Below are 17997 nucleotides of genomic sequence, written 5' to 3'. Positions count from 1 at the left end.
ATTGCCGGGCTTCCCTTATCGGGACCGGTTGGCGTGGCCGGCCCCGGCCAGCCACGCCGACAGCGCGCAGGCGATCAACAGCAGCAACGTGGGATACAGCATGCTGAGATTGCGCATTTCACCAGGCGAACAGAACAGGAAGAACAGGGGCAGATTGATCGCCGCGGCTGTCGCGCCATGGTTGCGCAAGGCGGCAGGCAAGCTGCGCCATGCCTTGGCCAGCAGGCCGGCAAAGACAAGCATGAACACGATGCTGAAACCGCGCGGCAACAGAATGCCGTACGTGTTCTCAGTGCGGAACCAGTTGCCGGGATCCGCGTAGAACAGCAGGTTGTCCCATAGCTGGAAATCCACCGTCGTACCGGGATTTCCGGCATAGCGCAGCCGCATCGCCAGGTAGACGCAGCCGCCGACCAACATCAACGCGGAAACCAGGCCAGCCGCGCGCACGCGGTCCAAGTGCCCGCGCAGGAGCGGATAGAGCGCCGGCGTAAACCAGAAGAACGCCTCCTTGTTCCACGTCGCCAGCCCCGCCAGCGCCAGCAGGAGCGGCACCCGCCATGAACGCAGCGTTGTCATGCCCAGCGCAAGCGTCACGGCGCTCATGATGAAGAGCGCCTCGGTGAAGTCGTAGAAGTAGCCGCCCTCGGTCAGCATGAACGGCAAGAGCAAGGCCATGACCGCCGGCGCGGCGATCGCGGCCGGCGCCGTCGCCCCGACCCGCAGGCAGAGTGCGCGCATGACGTAAAGGCAGGCGACCAAGGCGAAGAAGGTCAGGTAATAGACGATGTAATAGCGCAAGGCGACTGCCGGCTTCAGGGCCTCTGATTCGGGATACTTCATCGCCAGGCTGGAGCGGCTGTTCACTTTCCGCGGGTCCGACAGGCTCTTGGAAATCCGCTCCACGCTTGCCGGCGGCAGCCAGGCCTGGACCTGATTGGCAATGGCGGGAAGCAGCTGGCGATAGACGTAGGGTCGAGCGGCGGTCCCTTCAACCATGTACGACAAGCCCAGCGAAGGATGGCCGTCGTTCAGGCGCCACTTCGTATAGAAGCCATTGAACGAGGCCGCCGCCACCATCAGGAAAAAGAACAGCAACAGGAAACCGCTGTAGAAGCGGCTGCCGAAGAATCTCGTCATCATCGGATCGGCTTTTATTGAGAGAGTAGGAAGATGCCGAGGGCGATGAGCGCGGCGCCCGCCAGGCGATACGCGCCGAGTTCCTCGGCGCCTGAAAATGCCCCATACGCGAAGATGCCAAGTATGGATATGGCGACCATCAGCGGATACGCCAGCGTAAGGTCCAAGCGGCGCAGCGACAGCGCGTAAAAGCCAAAGCCCGCGCCGTATGAGGCGATGGCCAGGACATAAGTCGCGCCGCCCGGCACGCCGAACAAGGGCATGCCGCGGGACGTTCCCGCGATTTTCAAGGCAATGCTCGCAGCGACGCTGCATGCGCTGGCCAGGAATAGGAATAGGTATGCCATGGTTATCTGACCAGAAGGAAAACCGCGAGAGCCCAGGCGATCACCGCCAGGCGGATCGGCGCATCGGACAGCAAATCCCGGCCGGTGTCTTCCCCCGCCCCTTCCCGGTAGATCAGGTACAAGTATCGGAAAAGGCCGAAGGTCACGATGGGCAGGGTGATGATCAGATTGTCAGTGCCATGCATGGCTGCGGTCGTGGCATCCACGGTGTAGAGCCCGTAGGTCACCAGCGTCATGCTCACGGTTACCGCCATGAGCACGTCCAGCATCTGAGGCGAATAATGTCGCAGCACCTGACGCGTGGCCCCGTGCCCGGCGGCTTCCCCGGACAAGGCCGGGCCGAACTCCGCACGACGCTTCGCAAATCCCAGGAACAAAGTGAGCATGAACGAGCAAAGCAGCATCCAGCGCGACGGCGTGATGCCCACGGCGTAGGTTCCGCAGACCAGGCGGATCATGAATCCCGCCACGATGCAGAACACGTCCACCAGGACCACATGCTTGAGCTTGAAGGTATACGCGATATTGAGGGCGAGATAGGCAGCCACGGCAGCCATCACCCCCCACAGGCCGAACCACGCGGGCAGCGACAGCGCCCCCGCAACCAATGCCGCCACCAGCATGCGGGCGCTGCGCAGGCTTACGCTTCCGCTCGCGATGGGGCGCATCTTCTTCCTGGGGTGGCGCGCGTCGGCCTCGCGGTCGTGGTAGTCGTTGAACACGTAGACGGCGCTGGACGCCATGCAAAATGCCACGAATCCGATCGCGACGGCCATGACCAGGCCGGGATCGTTCCAGTAATGCCCGAACAGCAGCCCGACCAGCACGAATCCGTTCTTGAGCCACTGATGGGGCCGCAGCAGGGTCCATGCCGGCATCATCGAACCACCCTCTTCCCGTTGAGCCAGGCGCAATCCGCGGCCTTCAGCATCCAGGCATCGCCGCTGCTGTCTCCGTAAGCGTGCAACGCGTAGTCGCCGATAGGCCCGAAACGCGCTTCCAGGCGCGCCACCTTCTCCGGCCCCCAGCAATTTGGCGTGCTGAAACGTCCGGTCAGGCGGCCTCCCTCCGTTTCCAACCTGGTGCAAATGAGTTCAGCCCCCAGGCCCCGGGCCACATCCTCGAGATAGAGGTCGGGGGAAGCGCTGACGATCACCACCTGGTGCCCGGACTCTTGATGTGCCCGCAATCGAGCGAGCATGTCGGGCCGCAGCGCGATGCCAGGAATCCAACGGGCAGCCAGCGCCTTCAGGTCGGACTGCCTGCGGCCGCGCAACACGACGCTGCACAGGCGCTGTTTCGCGCGTTCCCTTCTGGCCATGCCATGGTCGTTGCCCCCCTGTCCGCACATGAGCAGCGCTAGGGCCGGAGACACCATGGCCAGGCCTAGCGCCAGCTTGGGCCACGACACTCGCGCCAGAAATGGGAGCAGCGTGTCCCGATAGGTCAGCGTTCCGTCGAAGTCGAAGGCCGCGACCACGGGCATGGCAGCTGAGGATGGAGGTTCTTGAGGCATTCTGAAAGCAAGAAATAGGCCGATCCAGAAGTGGGACGGCTGCGCGAATCGCTCGAATTCACAAAGCTTCTTATTGTAACGGAGTGTGTGGACCCAAAGGATGTCGAACGACGCCAAGCGCCAAGTAAAAAAAAGGGTGCCCGAAGGCACCCGAATCCACCCTACAACAGCAACTACAACTGCATAACTCTCCTGCGATGCTTACGCGGCCTTCTGTTCCTTGCCGTGTTCGAACTGGGCTTCTTCCGTCGAACCGGTCAGCGCGGTGGTCGAGGACTGGCCGCCTTCGATGGTCTGCGTCACGGCGTCGAAGTAGCCGGTGCCGACTTCGCGCTGGTGCTTCACGGCGGTGAAGCCCATTTCAGCGGCGGCGAACTCCTTCTGCTGCAGTTCGACGAAGGCGCTCATCTGGCGGCGGGCGTAGCCGTGGGCCAGTTCGAACATGCCGTAGTTCAGCGCGTGGAAGCCGGCCAGCGTGATGAACTGGAACTTGTAGCCCATGGCGCCCAGCTCGCGCTGGAACTTGGCGATGGTGCCGTCGTCCAGGTTCTTCTTCCAGTTGAACGAGGGCGAGCAGTTGTAGGCCAGCAGCTTGCCCGGGAACTGGCGATGGATGGCCTCGGCGAACTTGCGGGCGTACTCCAGGTTGGGCGTGGACGTTTCGCACCAGATCAGGTCGGCGTACGGCGCATAGGCCAGGCCGCGCGAGATGGCCTGGTCGATGCCGGCCTTGGTGCGGAAGAAGCCTTCAACGGTGCGCTCGCCGGTGATGAAGGGACGGTCGTTCTCGTCGACGTCGCTGGTCACCAGGTCGGCCGCGTCGGCGTCGGTGCGGGCCAGCAGCACGGTGGGCGTGCCCATCGTGTCGGCCGCCAGGCGCGCCGACACCAGCTTGGCGACGGCTTCGCGGGTCGGAACCAGCACCTTGCCGCCCATATGGCCGCACTTCTTGACCGAAGCCAGCTGGTCTTCGAAGTGCACGCCCGAGGCGCCGGCCTCGATCATGGCCTTCATCAGTTCGAATGCGTTCAGCACGCCGCCGAAACCGGCTTCGGCGTCCGCGACGATCGGGGCGAAGAAATCGATGTAGCCTTCGTCGCCCGGGTTCTTGCCTTCCATCCACTGGATCTGGTCGCAGCGGGTCAGCGAATTGTTGATGCGGCGGACCACTTGCGGCACCGAATTGGCGGGGTACAGCGACTGGTCGGGGTACATCTCGCCGGCCAGGTTGGCGTCGCCGGCAACCTGCCAGCCCGACAGGTAGATCGCCTTCAGACCGGCCTTGACCTGCTGCATGGCCTGGTTGCCGGTCAGGGCGCCCAGCGAATTCACGAAAGGCTCGCTATGCAGCAGTTCCCACAGGCGGGTGGCACCGCGGCGCGCCAGCGTGTGTTCCACGCCGATCGAGCCGCGCAGGCGGATGACGTCCTCGGCGCTGTAGTCGCGCTTGATGCCTTGCCAGCGGGCATTTTCGGCCCAGTCCTTCTGCAGATTGCGGATTTCGGTTTCGCGGTTGCTCATGTTGATGCTCCTGGTCAGTGATGGGAAGACTTCAAAAGATTCGCGTCCTGCGTTGCGTGAATCGTTGGACAAAGTCTATGCCTCTGCTGCGGAGCAATGTGGACTGATGTCTTATACAAGACGAAAAATATTATTCTTATAAATCAATGAATTACAAACTTGATTTCGTATTGCGGAACGCAATTATCATCTGTGAAATGGGTTCCCGCTGCTGCGCAGCAGCGGCTTTCACATGACGAAGGTTACATTTCACAATGTGGAAAATCGGGCTTTTTTCCTACCGCCTACAATGCGCTCATTCTTCAAGTTTCCGATGACTCCGCTATGACGCTGTCCCACGGCCCGCTGGGCCAGAGCGTGGCCTACGCCTCGCAATACGACCCCTCGCTGCTCTTCCCCATCGCGCGCTCGCACAATCGCGCGGCGCTGAACCTGGAAGCCGGCAAGCTGCCCTTCACCGGGGTGGACCTGTGGAATGCCTATGAACTGTCCTGGCTGGACGCCAAGGGCAAGCCGCGCGTAGCCATGGCCACCTTCTCGGTGCCGGCCGACAGCCCCAACATCATCGAGTCCAAATCCTTCAAGCTGTACCTGAACTCGTTCAACCAGACCCGCCTGGTCAATTCGGCCGCCCTGCGCGGCCGCCTGGAACGCGACCTGAGCGCCGCCGCCGGCGCGCCGGTGGGGCTGGATTTCTTCCTGCCGCAGCGCTTCTCCGAATTGCGGATGGGCGAGATGGACGGCATCTATATAGACAAGCTGGACATCGAGATCGACACCTACGAGCCCGCGCCCGAAGTGCTGCGCACCCGCCCGGGCGACGTGGTCGAGGAAACGCTGGCCTCGCGCCTCCTGAAATCGAACTGCCCCGTCACGGGCCAGCCCGACTGGGCCAGCGTGCAGATCCGCTACCGGGGCGCGCCGATAGACCGCGAATCGCTGCTGCGCTACGTCGTCTCGTTCCGCCAACATGCGGAATTCCACGAGCATTGCGTCGAGCGCATCTTCAGCGACATCATGCAGGCCTGCCAGCCGGAGCAGCTGACGGTCTACGCGCGCTATACGCGCCGCGGCGGGCTGGACATCAACCCCTGGCGCAGCAACTTCGAAGCCGGGCCGCCGGCGGACGTGCGCACCGTCCGCCAGTAGGCGCCGGAAACCGCGTTACTTCACAAAGGGCTCGGGCCGCGGCGTGTCGTCGGCCGACGGCGGCAGCACCGGGTATTGGATCGCCGGCTGATCGCCCGTCAGGGTTTTCAGGAACGCCACGATCTGCGCGTTCTCGTCCGGCGTGAAAGTCCGGCCCAGCTGCAACCGGCCCATCACGTCCACCGCCTGCGTCAAGGTGGCCGCCTCGCCGTCATGGAAGTACGGATAGGTCAGCGCCACGTTGCGCAGCGTCGGCACCTTGAAGTTGAAGCGGTCGGCGTCCTTGCCCGTCACCGCCGCGCGGCCCTCGGCCTTGTTCTCGGTGACGTAGGGCGTGACCAGACCCATCTTCTGGAACGAATTGCCACCCACCGCCACGCCGTTGTGGCAGGCCACGCAGCCGCTGTTCTTGAAGAGTTCATAGCCGGCCAGCTCGCGCACCGTCAGCGCCTTCTGGTCACCGCGCAGCCACTGGTCGAAGCGCGAGTTGGGCGTCACCAGCGTTTCCTCGAACGCGGCCAGGGCGCCGGTAACCTCGTCGATGGTGATGTCGTCCTTGCCGAAGACCTGCTTGAATTCCGCCCGATAGCCGGGGATGGAGTTCAGCACCTGCACCGCCAGTTCGTGGGTGGAGGCCATCTCCATGGGATTGGCGATGGGGCCGCCCGCCTGCTCGCGCAAGTCCTTGGCGCGGCCGTCCCAGAACTGGGCGATGTTCAGGCTGGAGTTGAGCACTGTCGGCGAATTGATCGAGCCCTGCTGCCACTTGTGGCCAATCGAGGCCTTGAGATTGTCCGCGCCGCCCATGCCCAGGTTGTGGCAGGAATTACAGGAAATCGCGCCGGAGCGGGACAGGCGCGGGTCAAAGAAGAGCTTCTTGCCCAGCTCGACCTTGGCCGGCTCCTTGATGACCGCTGGCTCCACCGGCTGTATCGGCTCTTGCGAGGCCGCGTGGGCCAGACCGATCCAACCGCCCAAGGCGACTCCCGCCGCCAGCAACGCGCTTGCCCTTCTCATTTCGCTTCTCCTGTGAATAACCTTTTTCAAATAAGGGTTATTACATCAGAGGGAAACGGGTCGAACCTTGCGGCGGGTCAAACAGCCGGCCCCCGTGCGGGGCCCGCCAGAATCAGGAGCGCGCAGCCGCCGAAGCCGCGGCCGCGGGTTCCGCGCGCCGGGCCTGCACCGCGATCCATTGCGCCAAGAAGGCGGCGGCAGCGAATGCCACGCCCGCGCCCACCCAGGGGCCCTGGCGCAATCCGGCGTCCAGCAGCAGGCCAAATGCCAGCGGGCCCAGCGCCGAACCCACGTCCATGCCGGAATACACCAGCCCGTAGACGGATCCGGTGGATCCCTTGGGCGTGACGCGGCGGATCAGCATGTCGCGTGACGGCGCCGCAACGCCCGAGCAGAAGCCCGCCAGCGCCACCACAGGCGCGGCCAGGACCGCGGGCACCAGGCCCAGCGCCAGCACCACCAGCGTCAGGCCCGCCAGGATCAGGGCCACCATCACGGTGCGTTCGGTGCGCGGATTGGCCGACACCAGAAAGCCGCCCGCGGCCATGCCCACGGCCGAAGCCACCATATACCCGGACAGCGCCGAGCTGGCCGCGACCTTCGACAGGTCGTACAGCTGGCCCAGCAAGGGAATGGTGTAGTTCTGCACCGAGGACAGCGCGATGGAGGTGCACGCAAAGAACAGGAACGCGCCCCACAGCGCAGGCTTGGACAAAAGCGTGGCCAGCGTGGTCAGCACGCTTTCCTGTGGTTTCGCCGCGGGCTTGGCGGCAGCCTTGCCGGCTTCCGCGTCCGCATGGTGCTCCAGAGGCGAAGGCCCGCCGATCAGGTCGCGGCCCAGCACCGTCAGCAGCAGGACCAGCGCCACCAGGCCGGCCGCGCTATAGGCCGCCACGCGCCAGTCCGCCAGCAAGGTGATGCTGGTCATGAACACCGGCGTCAGCGCCCAGCCCAGATTGCCCGTCAGCCCGTGCGTGGAGAAAGCGTGTCCCAGGCGCGGCGCGGAAATGCGATGGTTGATGATGGAATAGTCGGCGGGATGGAACACGGAGTTGCCGATGCCGCCCACGACCGCCGCCGCGATCAGCATGGCATAGCCGTTGGCCGACCCGATCAGCACGCCCGACAGCACGAAGCACGTCAGCCCGAACCACAGCACCGGCCGCGCGCCGATGCGGTCCACGACGAAGCCCGACGAGGCCTGGCCGATGCCGGACACCACGTAGAACGTTGACACCAGCAGCCCCAGGCGGGCGAAGTCCAGGCCGAACTCATTGCCCAGCGAGACATAAAGCGAGGGCAGGACCAGCTGGAAAAAGTGCGAGGAAGCGTGGGCCACCCCGATCAGCAGGATGATCTTCCAGTCGCGCCGGCGGGCGGCGGCGTCCAGGGCCAGGGTATTCGCAGCGGTGTTCATTGCGGGCGGCCGCGGTCAGCGGCAGGTAGCGCGGCGCCGGATGGGGCGGTGCGCGGGTTGTCTCCGGCAACGTCCGGATGCTCCGGGCGTTGGACTCTGAGGCGCCGTGCCGGACACGCCGGTGGATCGCTCTTGGTATTCAACGGCGGCCGCCTTGCGCGAGCCGAGCCGCCGTTCTGTCAAACAATAAATCGGACTCTGGACTACATGGCCTTTTCGCGGATGGCGGGCCAGGCGCGCTGCAGGTAATACAGCATCGACCACACCGTCAGCACCGCCGCCACGATGATCAGCACATCGCCCAGCAGGCGGGCGCTGATGCCGTAGATCGGCTGGTTGTACAGCAGGCACGGAATCGCCACCATCTGCGCGGCGGTCTTGAACTTGCCCAGCCGGTGCACCGCCACGCTGGCGCTGGCGCCGATCTTGGCCATCCATTCGCGCAGCGCGGAAATCGTGATTTCACGGCCGATGATGATCAGGGAAATAAAGGCGTCGACGCGGCTGAGGTCCAGCAGGACGATCAGGGCCGCGCAGACCATCAGCTTGTCGGCGACAGGATCCAGGAAGGCTCCGAACGCCGAGGTCTGGTTCCAGCGGCGGGCCAGCCAGCCATCGAACCAGTCGGTCAACGCCGCAATAATGAAAGCCCAGGCGGCGAAAGTGTCGCGTACAGGGACCGACATCCAGCTTTCGGGCAGGTAGAACAGCCCGACCACCAGCGGAATCATGGCGATGCGCAGCCATGTCAGGATAATGGGTACATTAATTGGCATAGTGTCCGTATGCTACATCAAGAGCCCCCCCCGAAGCGCCGGAGGCGCTTCCCCCCCAGGGGGGCGCCGCTGCGGACCGGCGGAGCCGGATCCGCGCGGCCCGGCTGGCGCTACGCCGGTTGCGGCGTCTGCGTCCGACGCTTTGAGGAAACAGGTGGTTGGGACTGGGGGCCTTTTTGCAGCCGGCGTTTTTGCACACCGGCATTTTTACAGCTGGCGGTGATGTGCGGCGGCATTACCGCAGCGCTTCATAGATGCGGATCGCGAGGTCTTGGGAGATGCCGTCGACCGAGGCCAGGTCTTCGATGCTGGCCGAGGCCACGCCGGAGAAGCCGCCGAAGCGGGCCAGCAGGCGCTGGCGGCGGCGGGCGCCGATGCCTTCTATTTCTTCCAGGCGAGAGACGTTGCGGGCCTTGGCGCGGCGGGCGCGCATGCCGGTGATGGCGAAGCGGTGGGCTTCGTCGCGCACCTGCGCGATCAGCATCAGCGCGGCGGATTCGCCGCCCAGCGCCACCGGCGGGCGGGCGTCGGCGAACACCAGGGTTTCCAGGCCGACCTTGCGCCCTTCCCCCTTGGCTACGCCTACCAATGTCTGGATATCCAGGCCCAGTTCCACGAACACCTGGCGGGCGACTTCCACCTGGCCCTTGCCGCCGTCGATCAGCACCAGGCCTGGCATGGGCGCCTCGCCGTCCGCCACCTTGGCGAAGCGGCGGCTCAGCACCTGGCGCATCGCGGCGTAATCGTCGCCCGGCGTGATGCCGGCGATGTTGTAGCGGCGGTAAAGCGACGGCTGCATGTCGTGGTGTTCGAACACCACGCAGGACGCCTGGGTTGCTTCGCCGGCCGTGTGGCTGATGTCGAAGCATTCGATGCGCAACGCGTCGAGCGCCGCTTCGTCCGTGTCCAGGTCCAGCGCTTCGGCCAGCGCCAAGGTGCGGGCGGCGCGGGCGCCGGATTCGGTCAAGGCGCGAGCCAGGGCCATCTCGGCGTTTTTGCCCGCCTGCTCCAGCCAGGCGCGGCGCGCGCCTTGCGGGCGTGTCAACACGCGCGAAGGCCGGCCGCCAGCCTGCTCGACCAACAGGCCGATCAGGTCGGGATCCGGCAAGGCGTGCGAACAGACCAGCACCGGCGGCATGGCATTGTCGGTGTAGTGCTGGGCGACGAAAGCCTCCAGCACCTGCGGCGCGGCTTCGCCTTCGGCGTGCGTGGGAAAGAACGGCTTGTCGCCCAGATGGCGGCCGCCCCGCACCATGGCCAGATTGACGCAGACCTTGCCGCCCGCGATCGCCACCGCGATGATGTCGGTGTCCTCGCCGCTGACGTTCTCCATGGTCTGCTGGTGCAGCACGCGCGCCAGCGACCCCATCTGATCGCGCAGCGCCGCCGCTTCCTCGAAGCGCAGTTCGCCGGCGGCCTGCTGCATCCGGCTTTCGATTTCACCCATCACGTCCTTGGCTTCCCCGTTGAGGAAGCGCACGGCGCGCTGCACGTCGCGCTCGTAGTCGGCGGCCTCGATCGCGCCGACGCAGGGCGCCGAACAGCGCCCGATCTGATGCAGCAGACAGGGCCGCGAACGGTTGGCGAAAACCGAGTCCTCACAGGTCCGCAGGCGGAATACCTTCTGCAGGATCTGGATGGTCTCGCGCACGGCCCAGGCGTTGGGGAACGGCCCGAAATACTGCCCGCGCTTGTTGGTGGCGCCGCGGTAATAGGCGATGCGCGGCCAGTCATGGCCGGTGATCAGCAGGTAGGGATAAGACTTGTCGTCGCGGAACAGGATGTTGTAGCGCGGCTTCAGCGTCTTGATGAGGTTGTTTTCGAGGATCAGCGCTTCCGCTTCGGAGCGCGTCACCGTCACCTCCAGCCGCGCCACCTTCGCCACCATCTGGGCGATGCGGGGACTGGCCAGGTTCTTCTGGAAATACGACGAGACGCGCTTTTTCAGATCGCGCGCCTTGCCGACATACATGACCTCGCCGGCCGCATCCAGATGCCGGTAAACGCCCGGCAGATGCGGCAGGTCAGCCAGGAACGATTTGAGATTGAAGTCGTCGGGCATTCTGATAACGGCTTTCGGCCTGCAAGGTATCCCAGTCCGGCGCGTCAAAGCGCGGCATCAGGCGGCGGATGCGCTCGACGGATTCGGGCGCGTGCTCGAACTTCAGGCGTTCGAGCAATTCGTCCGCCAGGTCCGGCCGGTTGCACACCAGCACCATGTCGCAGCCGGCGCCCAGAGCCGCGTTGGCACGGTCCAGGATGTCGCCCGCGACCGAGGCGCCTTCCATGGTCAGGTCGTCCGAGAACACCACTCCATCGTAGCCCAGGCGGGTGCGCAGGATATCCTGCACCCAGCGCTTGGAGAAGCCGGCCGGGTGCTTGTCGACCTTGGGATAGATCACGTGCGCGGGCATCACCGACGGCAGCACCGCGTCGCCCAGCCACGCGTACGGCGCGGCGTCGTCCTTCAGGATCTTGTCCAAGGGACGCGGGTCCACCGGGATCTCGTGGTGCGAATCCGCTTCCACGAAACCATGGCCGGGGAAATGCTTGCCGCAAGCCGACATGCCCGCCAGCTGCAGGCCCTGGATCAGCGCGCGCGACAGCATCGTGACCACGCGCGGGTCCTGGTGGAAGGCGCGGGTGCCGATCACCTTGCTGACGCCATAGTCCAGGTCCAGCACCGGGGTGAAGCTCATGTCCACGCCGCAGGCGCGCAACTCGGCGGCCAGCACGTAGCCGGCTTCGGTCGCGAGGCGCATGGCCTGCAGCGGATCGCGGTCCCACAGCACGCCCAGGTCGCGCATGGCGGGCAGCGCCGTGAAGCCGTCTTCGCGGAAACGCTGCACGCGGCCGCCCTCATGGTCCACCAGGATCAGCAGGGGTTCCTTGCGGGCCTTGTGGATCTGGCGCGTCAGTTCGGTCAGTTGCTTGCGGCTTTCGAAGTTGCGCGCAAACAGAATCACGCCGCCCACCAGCGGGTGGCGCAGACGCTTCTTCTCCGCTTTCGTCAGCGAGTATCCCGCCACATCGACCATCACGGGGCCGGGCGGCAGGACCGCCCTGGATTTCTTCTTGGCCATGTCAGGCTGTCCTTCTGTCTAAGTCTGGCAAGCCGGCGGCGGACACGGGTCCGCGGGTCAGGGCTTGCGTTCGACCACCACGTAAGCGGCGGCCATGTCGGATTCGTCGGTAATGGAAACGTGGGCCGCGCCGAAACGCTGCTCATACCATGACAGCAGTTCGGGCGCGATCACCAGCACGGGACGCCCGCCGGGCGCATTCAGCGTCTGCACGCGCCGCCACGTCATGGGCATGCGCATGCCCAGGCCGATGGCCTTGGAAAACGCCTCCTTGGCCGCAAACCGCGTGGCCAGGAAACGCAGGCCGCGCACCGGGTCGCGGGCGCGGCGCGCGTGGAACTTCTGCAATTCTTCGACGCCCAGGATCTTTTCCGCGAAACGGTCGCCGTGGCGCGCCAGCGCGCGCTCGATGCGGTCGATGCGCAGCAGGTCCATGCCGATGCCGGCAATGGCGCCCGCGGGCGCGGCGGGGCGGGAAGCGTCAGACATGGTTGTGAGCGCGCGTCCGGCGGCAGGCAGGACGCATCGGGTCCGCGGTCACAGCCCGCGCAGCGCTTGCAGGCGGGCCTGCACCATCAGCGCCTTCATGTCGCGCACCGCCTTTTCCCAGCCGTCGAACACGGCCTGCGCCACGATGGCGTGGCCGATGTTGAGTTCGGAAATGCCTTCCAGCGCGGCCACCGGCTTGACGTTGCCGTAGTGCAGGCCATGGCCTGCGTTCACGCGCAAGCCGTGGCGCAGCCCTTCGGTCACGGCCAGGCGCAGGCGCTGCAGTTCGGCCTCGGCGGCCTCGCCTTCAGCTTCGGCGTAGGCGCCGGTATGCAATTCGATCACCGGCGCGCCGGCCTTGGCCGCGGCCGCGATCTGCACCGGATCCGGATCGATGAAAAGCGACACGCGGATGCCAGCCTCGGCCAGCAGGCCCACCGCATCCGATACGGGGCCCATGGCGCCAGCGACTTCCAGGCCGCCTTCGGTCGTGAGTTCGGTGCGCTTTTCAGGCACAAGGCAGACGTCATTCGGCTTGACCGCGCAGGCAATCTCCAGCATTTCCGCCGTCACCGCGCATTCCAGGTTCATGCGCGTGCGCAGTTGCGGACGCATGGCATAGACGTCCTTGTCCTGGATATGGCGCCGGTCTTCGCGCAGATGCAGCGTGATCAGGTCGGCGCCGGCGTCCTCCGCGCGCAACGCGGCGAGCACCGGGTCCGGATAGGTCGTGTGGCGTTGTTGCCGCAGCGTGGCAACGTGATCGATGTTTACACCAAGTTCTATCATTGCACTTTCGTTGTTTCTTCCCAGCCGCCGCCCAGGGCCTTGTAGAGCTCCACGCGGTTGATCAGCGCAGCCAGTCCAGTCTGGACCAGCGCGAGCTGGGCATTGAAAAAGTCCACCTGCGCGGTCTGCACCTGCAGGTAGCTGTCGATACCATTGGTATAGCGCAGATTCGACAGTTCCAGCGTGCGGCCGGACGCATCCTGCAAGGCGCGCTGGGCATCCAGTTGCGCCCCGTAGGTGGCTTCGCCCGCCAGCGCGTCCGACACTTCGCGGAACGCCTGCTGGATGGACTGTTCGTACTGCGCCACGGCGATATTGTCGCGCGCCTTGGCCAGGTTCAGCCCTTCGCGGATACTGCCGCCGGCGAACAGCGGCGTGGTGATTGACGGCGAGAAGCTCCAATAGCCCTGGCCGCCCTTGAACAGGTCGCCCAACGAGGGGCTGGCCACGCCCAGCAGGCCGGTCAGCGAGATGGTCGGGAAGAACGCCGCGCGCGCCGCGCCGATATTGGCGTTGGCGGACAGCAGCTGGTTCTCCGCGGCCATGATGTCCGGACGGCGCTCCAGCAGATCGGACGGCAGGCCTGCGGGCACCGTCGCCAGCAGCTGGTCGCGGCCGAACACGGCCGGCGCCGGCAGGTCCGGCGGCAAGGGCGCGCCGACCAGCAGCACCAGGGCGTTCATGGCCTGGGCCTGGGCGCGGGCCAGTTGCGCCAGGTCGGACGAGGCCGTATCCAGCAGCGTCTTGGCCTGGTTCAGATCCAGCTCCGAAGCCACGCCGCCGTCGAAACGGCGCTTGACCAGGTCGTAGGATTCCTGGCGCGAGGCCAGCGTGCGCTTGGTCAGGTCCAGCTGGACCTCGGCCGCGCGCAGGTTGAAATACGACTGCGCAACCGAACCCACCAGCGTGATGTGCACGCTCTTCTGCGCCTGCTCCGTCGACAGGTACTGCTGGTACGCCGCTTCGGACAGATTACGCAGGCGGCCGAACAGGTCGATCTCGAAGGTGGTCAGGCCGATGCCCGCCTGGTACGAACTGCTGATGGAGCCAGCACCTTGCGCCCGCATGTTCTGCGGCAAATGCTGGCGCTGGCCCTGGATGCCGGCGCCGATGCTGGGCCATTGCGCGCCGCGCTGGACGCCGTACTGGGCACGGGCCTCTTCCACCCGCTGCACCGCCACGCGCAGGTCGCGGTTGTTGACCAGCGCCAGCTCGATCAGGCTTTGCAGGCGCGGATCACGGAAGAACTCGCGCCAGCCCAGATTGGCCGCCGGCGTGCCGTCCTGCGGCATGACAGCGGTGGACGGCTGGGTGCCCAGCGAGGTGGGCTTGGCGTAGCCGCCGTATTGCACCTTGGGCTGGTCGGGCCACGTGCCGGAAACCGGCGCATCGGGGCGCTTGTAATCAGGCGCCAGCGAGCAGCCGGCCAACGCCACCGCCACGAAAGCGGACAAGGCGGTCTGTTTGAACTTCAGGGCTTTCATTCCTTGCCCTCCTGGCCACCGTTGGGTTGTGCGGGATGTTGCGCGGGCGCGTCCGGCGCAGCCTGCCCGGCGGCAGCCTTCTTGGCCGCCTGCTCTTCTTCGAAGGCGCGCAGTTCGGCGCCCAGCAGGCGCGGACGGGTCTTGAACAGGCCCAGCACCACCACGAAGAACGTCGGCACGAAAATCACCGCGAACGGCGTGGCGGCCAACATGCCGCCCAGCACGCCCAGACCCACGGCGCGCTGGCTGGCGGCGCCAGCGCCGGTCGCCATGGCCAGGGGCACCACGCCCAGGATGAAGGCCAGCGAGGTCATCAGGATGGGACGGAACCGCAGCCTCGCGGCTTCCACCGCGGACTCGTACAGCCCCATGCCGCGGGCGTACTGGTCCTTGGCGAATTCCACGATAAGAATGGCGTTCTTGGCCGCCAAGCCGATCACGGTCACCATGCCCACCTGGAAGTACACGTCGTTGGACATGCCCAGCGCGCTGATCAGCGCCACCGCGCCCAGCATGCCCAGCGGCACCACCAGCATCACCGAAATCGGGATGGCCCAGCTTTCATACAGGGCGGCCAGCACCAGGAACACCACCAGCAGCGACAGGCCCATCAGGATCGGAGCCTGGTTGCCAGCCTGGCGTTCCTGATACGAAAGGCCGTTCCACTCGTAGCCGAAGCCCTGTGGCAACTGGCCCACCAGGCGTTCCATCTCGGCCATCGCCTCGCCCGTGGTGTAGCCAGGGGCGGCGTTGCCGCTGATGCGCATGGACTCGTAACTGTTGTAGCGCACCACCTGCACCGGGCCCTGCTTCCATTCGGCCCTGACGAAGGTGGACAGCGGCACCATGCCACCCTGGCTGTTGCGCGCATTCAGCTGCAGCACGTCATTGAGCTGCATGCGGTACGGCGCGTCGGCCTGCACCCAGATGTTCTGCATCCGGCCCAGGTTGGGGAACTTGCTCAGGTAGGCGGAGCCGACCGCGGTGGAAATCAGCGAGGCGGCCTCGTTGAAGTCCACGCCCAGCGCGGCCGCCTTGTCGCGGTCGATGGTCAGGCTGAGCTGCGCGCCCGGTCCGAGGCCGGTGATGCGCACCTGCGACAGCACGGGGCTCTTCATGACCAGGCCCATGAGTTCGCCGGTGGCCGAGGCCAGGGCGGCCGAACCCGCCGCGCCGCGATCCTGCAGGCGGAAGTCGAAGCCGGTGGCGTTGCCCAGGGACGAAATGGCGGGCGGCACCAAGGTGAACACCTGCGCGTCATGGATGCCCATCAACTGCTTTTCGAAGGCATGGAAGGCAATGGCGCCCGCCGAGTCCTGGCGCGACTTGCGCTCGCTGAAGTCTTTCAGCGTGACGAAGGCGATAGCGGCGTTCAGGCCGTTGCCGTTGAAGCTGTAGCCCTGCACCGCGATGATGTTCTCGACCGCGGGCACGTCCGAGAAGTACTTCTCGACCTGCTCGATGACCTCGACCGTGCGGTTGGCCGTGGCGCCGGTGGGCAGCTCGATGTTGCTGACCACGTAGCCCTGGTCTTCCTCGGGCAGGAAGGACGAAGGCAGGCGCAGGTACAGCCAGCCCAGCAGCACGACCAGCAGCAGGAACGCCAGCATCATGCGGCCGCCCTTGTGCAGGATGCGCGACACCCAGTTCTGGTAGTTGTGGGTGGTGGCGTCGAACTTGCGGTTGAACCAGCCGAAGAAGCCCTTCTTGTCCTCGTGGTGGCCCTTGGGCACCGGCTTGAGGATGGTGGCGCACAGCGCCGGCGTGAAGGTCAGGGCCAGCAGCGCCGAGAAGAAGATCGACACGGCCATCGCGATCGAGAACTGGCGATAGATCACGCCCACCGAACCGCTCATGAAGGCCAGCGGCAGGAACACCGTCACCAGCACCAGCGTAATGCCGATGATGGCGCCGCTGATCTGCGGCATGGCTTTCTTGGTGGCTTCTTTCGGTGGCAATCCCTCTGTGGACATGATCCGCTCGACGTTCTCCACCACCACGATGGCATCGTCCACCAGAATCCCGATGGCCAGCACCATGGCGAACATGGTCAGCACGTTGATGGAGAAGCCCAGCGCCAGCATCACCGCGAACGCCCCCAGCATGGCCACCGGCACCACCAGGGCCGGTATCAGGGTATAGCGGACGTTCTGCAGGAACAGGTACATCACCAGGAACACCAGCACCATGGCTTCCGCCAGGGTGTGGACCACCTGCTCGATGGACACCTTCACGTAGGGCGCGGTGTCGTACGGAATGGAATAGGTGATGTTGCCCGGGAAGTACTTGGACAGTTCCTGCATCTGCTGGCGCACACCCTGGGCGGTGGCCAGCGCGTTGGCGTTGGGCGACAGCACGATGGCGAATGCGGCCGTCGGCTTGCCGTTCAGGCGGGCGCCGAACTGGTAGTTGTCCGCGCCGACTTCGATGCGGGCGACGTCGCGCAGCAGCACCTGGGAGCCGTCGGTATTGGCGCGCAGGACGATCTTGCCGAAGCCCTCCACCGTACTCAGCTGGCCGTTGGCCGTGACCGTGGCGGTGATGCGCTGCGAATCCGGGTTGGGCGGCGCGCCGATGCTGCCGCCGGAAATCACCACGTTCTGCTGGGCGATGGCCTGGTTGACCTGCGACATGCTCAGGTTGAAGCCGACCAGCTTGGCGGGATCGACCCACACGCGCATGGCGCGCGGCGCCGCGAACAGCTGGAACTGGCCCACGCCGGGCACGCGGGAAACCGGGTTCTTGATGTTGCGGGTGATGTAGTCGGCCAGCGCCGTCTGGTCCAGGGAACCGTCGGTGGAGGACACCGCCGCCACCATCAGGAAGCCGGTACTGGTCTGCTCATACTGCAGGCCCTGCTGCTGCACGGCGGTGGGCAGCTGCGCGACCACGTTGGACACGCGGTTCTGCACGTCCACCTGCGCAAGGTCCGGATTGGTGCCCGGAGCGAAGGACGCGGTGATGGTCGAAGTGCCGTAGGAATCGCTGACCGACTCGTAGTAGATCAGGCCCTTGGCGCCGTTGAGCTGGTCTTCGATGATACTGGTGACCTGCTCGGCCACTTCGTTGGCCGAAGCGCCGGGATAGGTAGCCGTGATCGTGATCGCGGGCGGCGCCACGTCCGGGTACTGCGAAATCGGCATGTTCGGGATCGCCAGCACCCCGGCCAGCAGGATGAACAGGGCGACTACCCAAGCGAAAATCGGTCTATCAATAAAAAATTGCGGCATGTGGGCTGACTCTGAAAGCGATGCTCACCAAAGAGGAAC

Annotated in this window: 15 protein-coding genes; 1 reads left to right on the top strand and 14 read right to left on the bottom strand. The window is 65.5% G+C overall.

Translation table 11 applies throughout. The annotated features are described in order from the left end of the window. Positions 1 to 15: 15 nt before the first annotated feature. The 5 genes from IAG39_RS11205 to aceA form a co-directional block, all read right to left on the bottom strand. A complete protein-coding gene (locus tag IAG39_RS11205) occupies positions 16 to 1143 on the bottom strand; it encodes a hypothetical protein (protein WP_059372441.1) in 1128 nt (375 codons plus the stop codon). Between the two features lie 11 nt (positions 1144 to 1154). After that, complete coding sequence (locus IAG39_RS11200; RefSeq protein ID WP_118932517.1) at positions 1155 to 1487, bottom strand: DMT family transporter; 333 nt, start codon at positions 1485 to 1487, stop codon at positions 1155 to 1157. A 2-nt stretch (positions 1488 to 1489) separates the two neighbouring features. Next, positions 1490 to 2368 carry a decaprenyl-phosphate phosphoribosyltransferase gene (locus tag IAG39_RS11195; RefSeq protein ID WP_059372436.1) on the bottom strand — a complete coding sequence of 293 codons (879 nt, stop codon included), beginning with the start codon at positions 2366 to 2368 and terminating at the stop codon, positions 1490 to 1492. Next, positions 2365 to 3120 carry an HAD family hydrolase gene (locus tag IAG39_RS11190; protein ID WP_240633251.1) on the bottom strand — a complete coding sequence of 252 codons (756 nt, stop codon included), beginning with the start codon at positions 3118 to 3120 and terminating at the stop codon, positions 2365 to 2367. Before IAG39_RS11190 ends, IAG39_RS11195 begins: the two co-directional genes overlap by 4 nt. Positions 3121 to 3204: 84 nt before the next feature. Then, positions 3205 to 4524 (bottom strand): isocitrate lyase, encoded by a 1320-nt coding sequence (gene aceA, locus IAG39_RS11185; protein WP_042794353.1) that lies wholly within the window; start codon positions 4522 to 4524, stop codon positions 3205 to 3207. Positions 4525 to 4848: 324 nt separating this feature from the next. Here aceA and queF point away from each other — a divergent pair, with 324 nt between their 5' ends. Then, positions 4849 to 5673, top strand: coding sequence for an NADPH-dependent 7-cyano-7-deazaguanine reductase QueF (queF, locus tag IAG39_RS11180; protein ID WP_059372432.1), 825 nt, complete (start codon positions 4849 to 4851; stop codon positions 5671 to 5673). A 15-nt stretch (positions 5674 to 5688) separates the two neighbouring features. Here queF and IAG39_RS11175 read toward each other — a convergent pair whose 3' ends face one another. From IAG39_RS11175 to IAG39_RS11135, 9 genes are all read right to left on the bottom strand, one after another. Then, positions 5689 to 6690 (bottom strand): cytochrome-c peroxidase, encoded by a 1002-nt coding sequence (locus IAG39_RS11175; protein ID WP_118932518.1) that lies wholly within the window; start codon positions 6688 to 6690, stop codon positions 5689 to 5691. A gap of 112 nt (positions 6691 to 6802) precedes the next feature. Next, positions 6803 to 8107 (bottom strand): MFS transporter, encoded by a 1305-nt coding sequence (locus IAG39_RS11170; protein ID WP_118932519.1) that lies wholly within the window; start codon positions 8105 to 8107, stop codon positions 6803 to 6805. A 203-nt stretch (positions 8108 to 8310) separates the two neighbouring features. Beyond that, a complete protein-coding gene (gene pgsA / locus IAG39_RS11165) occupies positions 8311 to 8883 on the bottom strand; it encodes a CDP-diacylglycerol--glycerol-3-phosphate 3-phosphatidyltransferase (RefSeq protein WP_059372426.1) in 573 nt (190 codons plus the stop codon). 235 nt (positions 8884 to 9118) lie between these two features. Continuing rightward, entirely contained in the window at positions 9119 to 10945 is a 1827-nt protein-coding gene (gene uvrC / locus IAG39_RS11160) for an excinuclease ABC subunit UvrC (RefSeq protein WP_059372423.1), read from the bottom strand. Further along, a complete protein-coding gene (gene nagZ / locus IAG39_RS11155; RefSeq protein ID WP_059372421.1) occupies positions 10908 to 11966 on the bottom strand; it encodes a beta-N-acetylhexosaminidase in 1059 nt (352 codons plus the stop codon). The genes uvrC and nagZ overlap by 38 nt, the downstream gene beginning before the upstream one ends. 57 nt (positions 11967 to 12023) lie before the next feature. Next, the gene (gene acpS / locus IAG39_RS11150) at positions 12024 to 12455 is read right to left on the bottom strand and encodes a holo-ACP synthase (RefSeq protein ID WP_059372419.1); all 432 of its coding nucleotides are present in this window, start codon (positions 12453 to 12455) and stop codon (positions 12024 to 12026) included. 48 nt (positions 12456 to 12503) lie between these two features. Next, positions 12504 to 13244, bottom strand: coding sequence for a pyridoxine 5'-phosphate synthase (pdxJ, locus tag IAG39_RS11145; protein ID WP_059372417.1), 741 nt, complete (start codon positions 13242 to 13244; stop codon positions 12504 to 12506). Continuing rightward, positions 13241 to 14728: an efflux transporter outer membrane subunit gene (locus tag IAG39_RS11140; RefSeq protein WP_059372413.1), complete on the bottom strand. Its 1488-nt coding sequence runs from the start codon at positions 14726 to 14728 to the stop codon at positions 13241 to 13243. Before IAG39_RS11140 ends, pdxJ begins: the two co-directional genes overlap by 4 nt. Next, on the bottom strand, positions 14725 to 17958 hold the full coding sequence (locus IAG39_RS11135) for a multidrug efflux RND transporter permease subunit (RefSeq protein ID WP_059372411.1): 3234 nt from the start codon (positions 17956 to 17958) through the stop codon (positions 14725 to 14727). The genes IAG39_RS11140 and IAG39_RS11135 overlap by 4 nt, the downstream gene beginning before the upstream one ends. Between the last annotated feature and the right edge of the window lie 39 nt (positions 17959 to 17997).

The organism is Achromobacter xylosoxidans (assembly GCF_014490035.1).
GTDB classification, from domain to species: domain Bacteria; phylum Pseudomonadota; class Gammaproteobacteria; order Burkholderiales; family Burkholderiaceae_B; genus Achromobacter; species Achromobacter bronchisepticus_A.
Note: the sequence above shows the minus strand (reverse complement) of the source record. Positions and strands in the feature narration are given on the sequence as shown.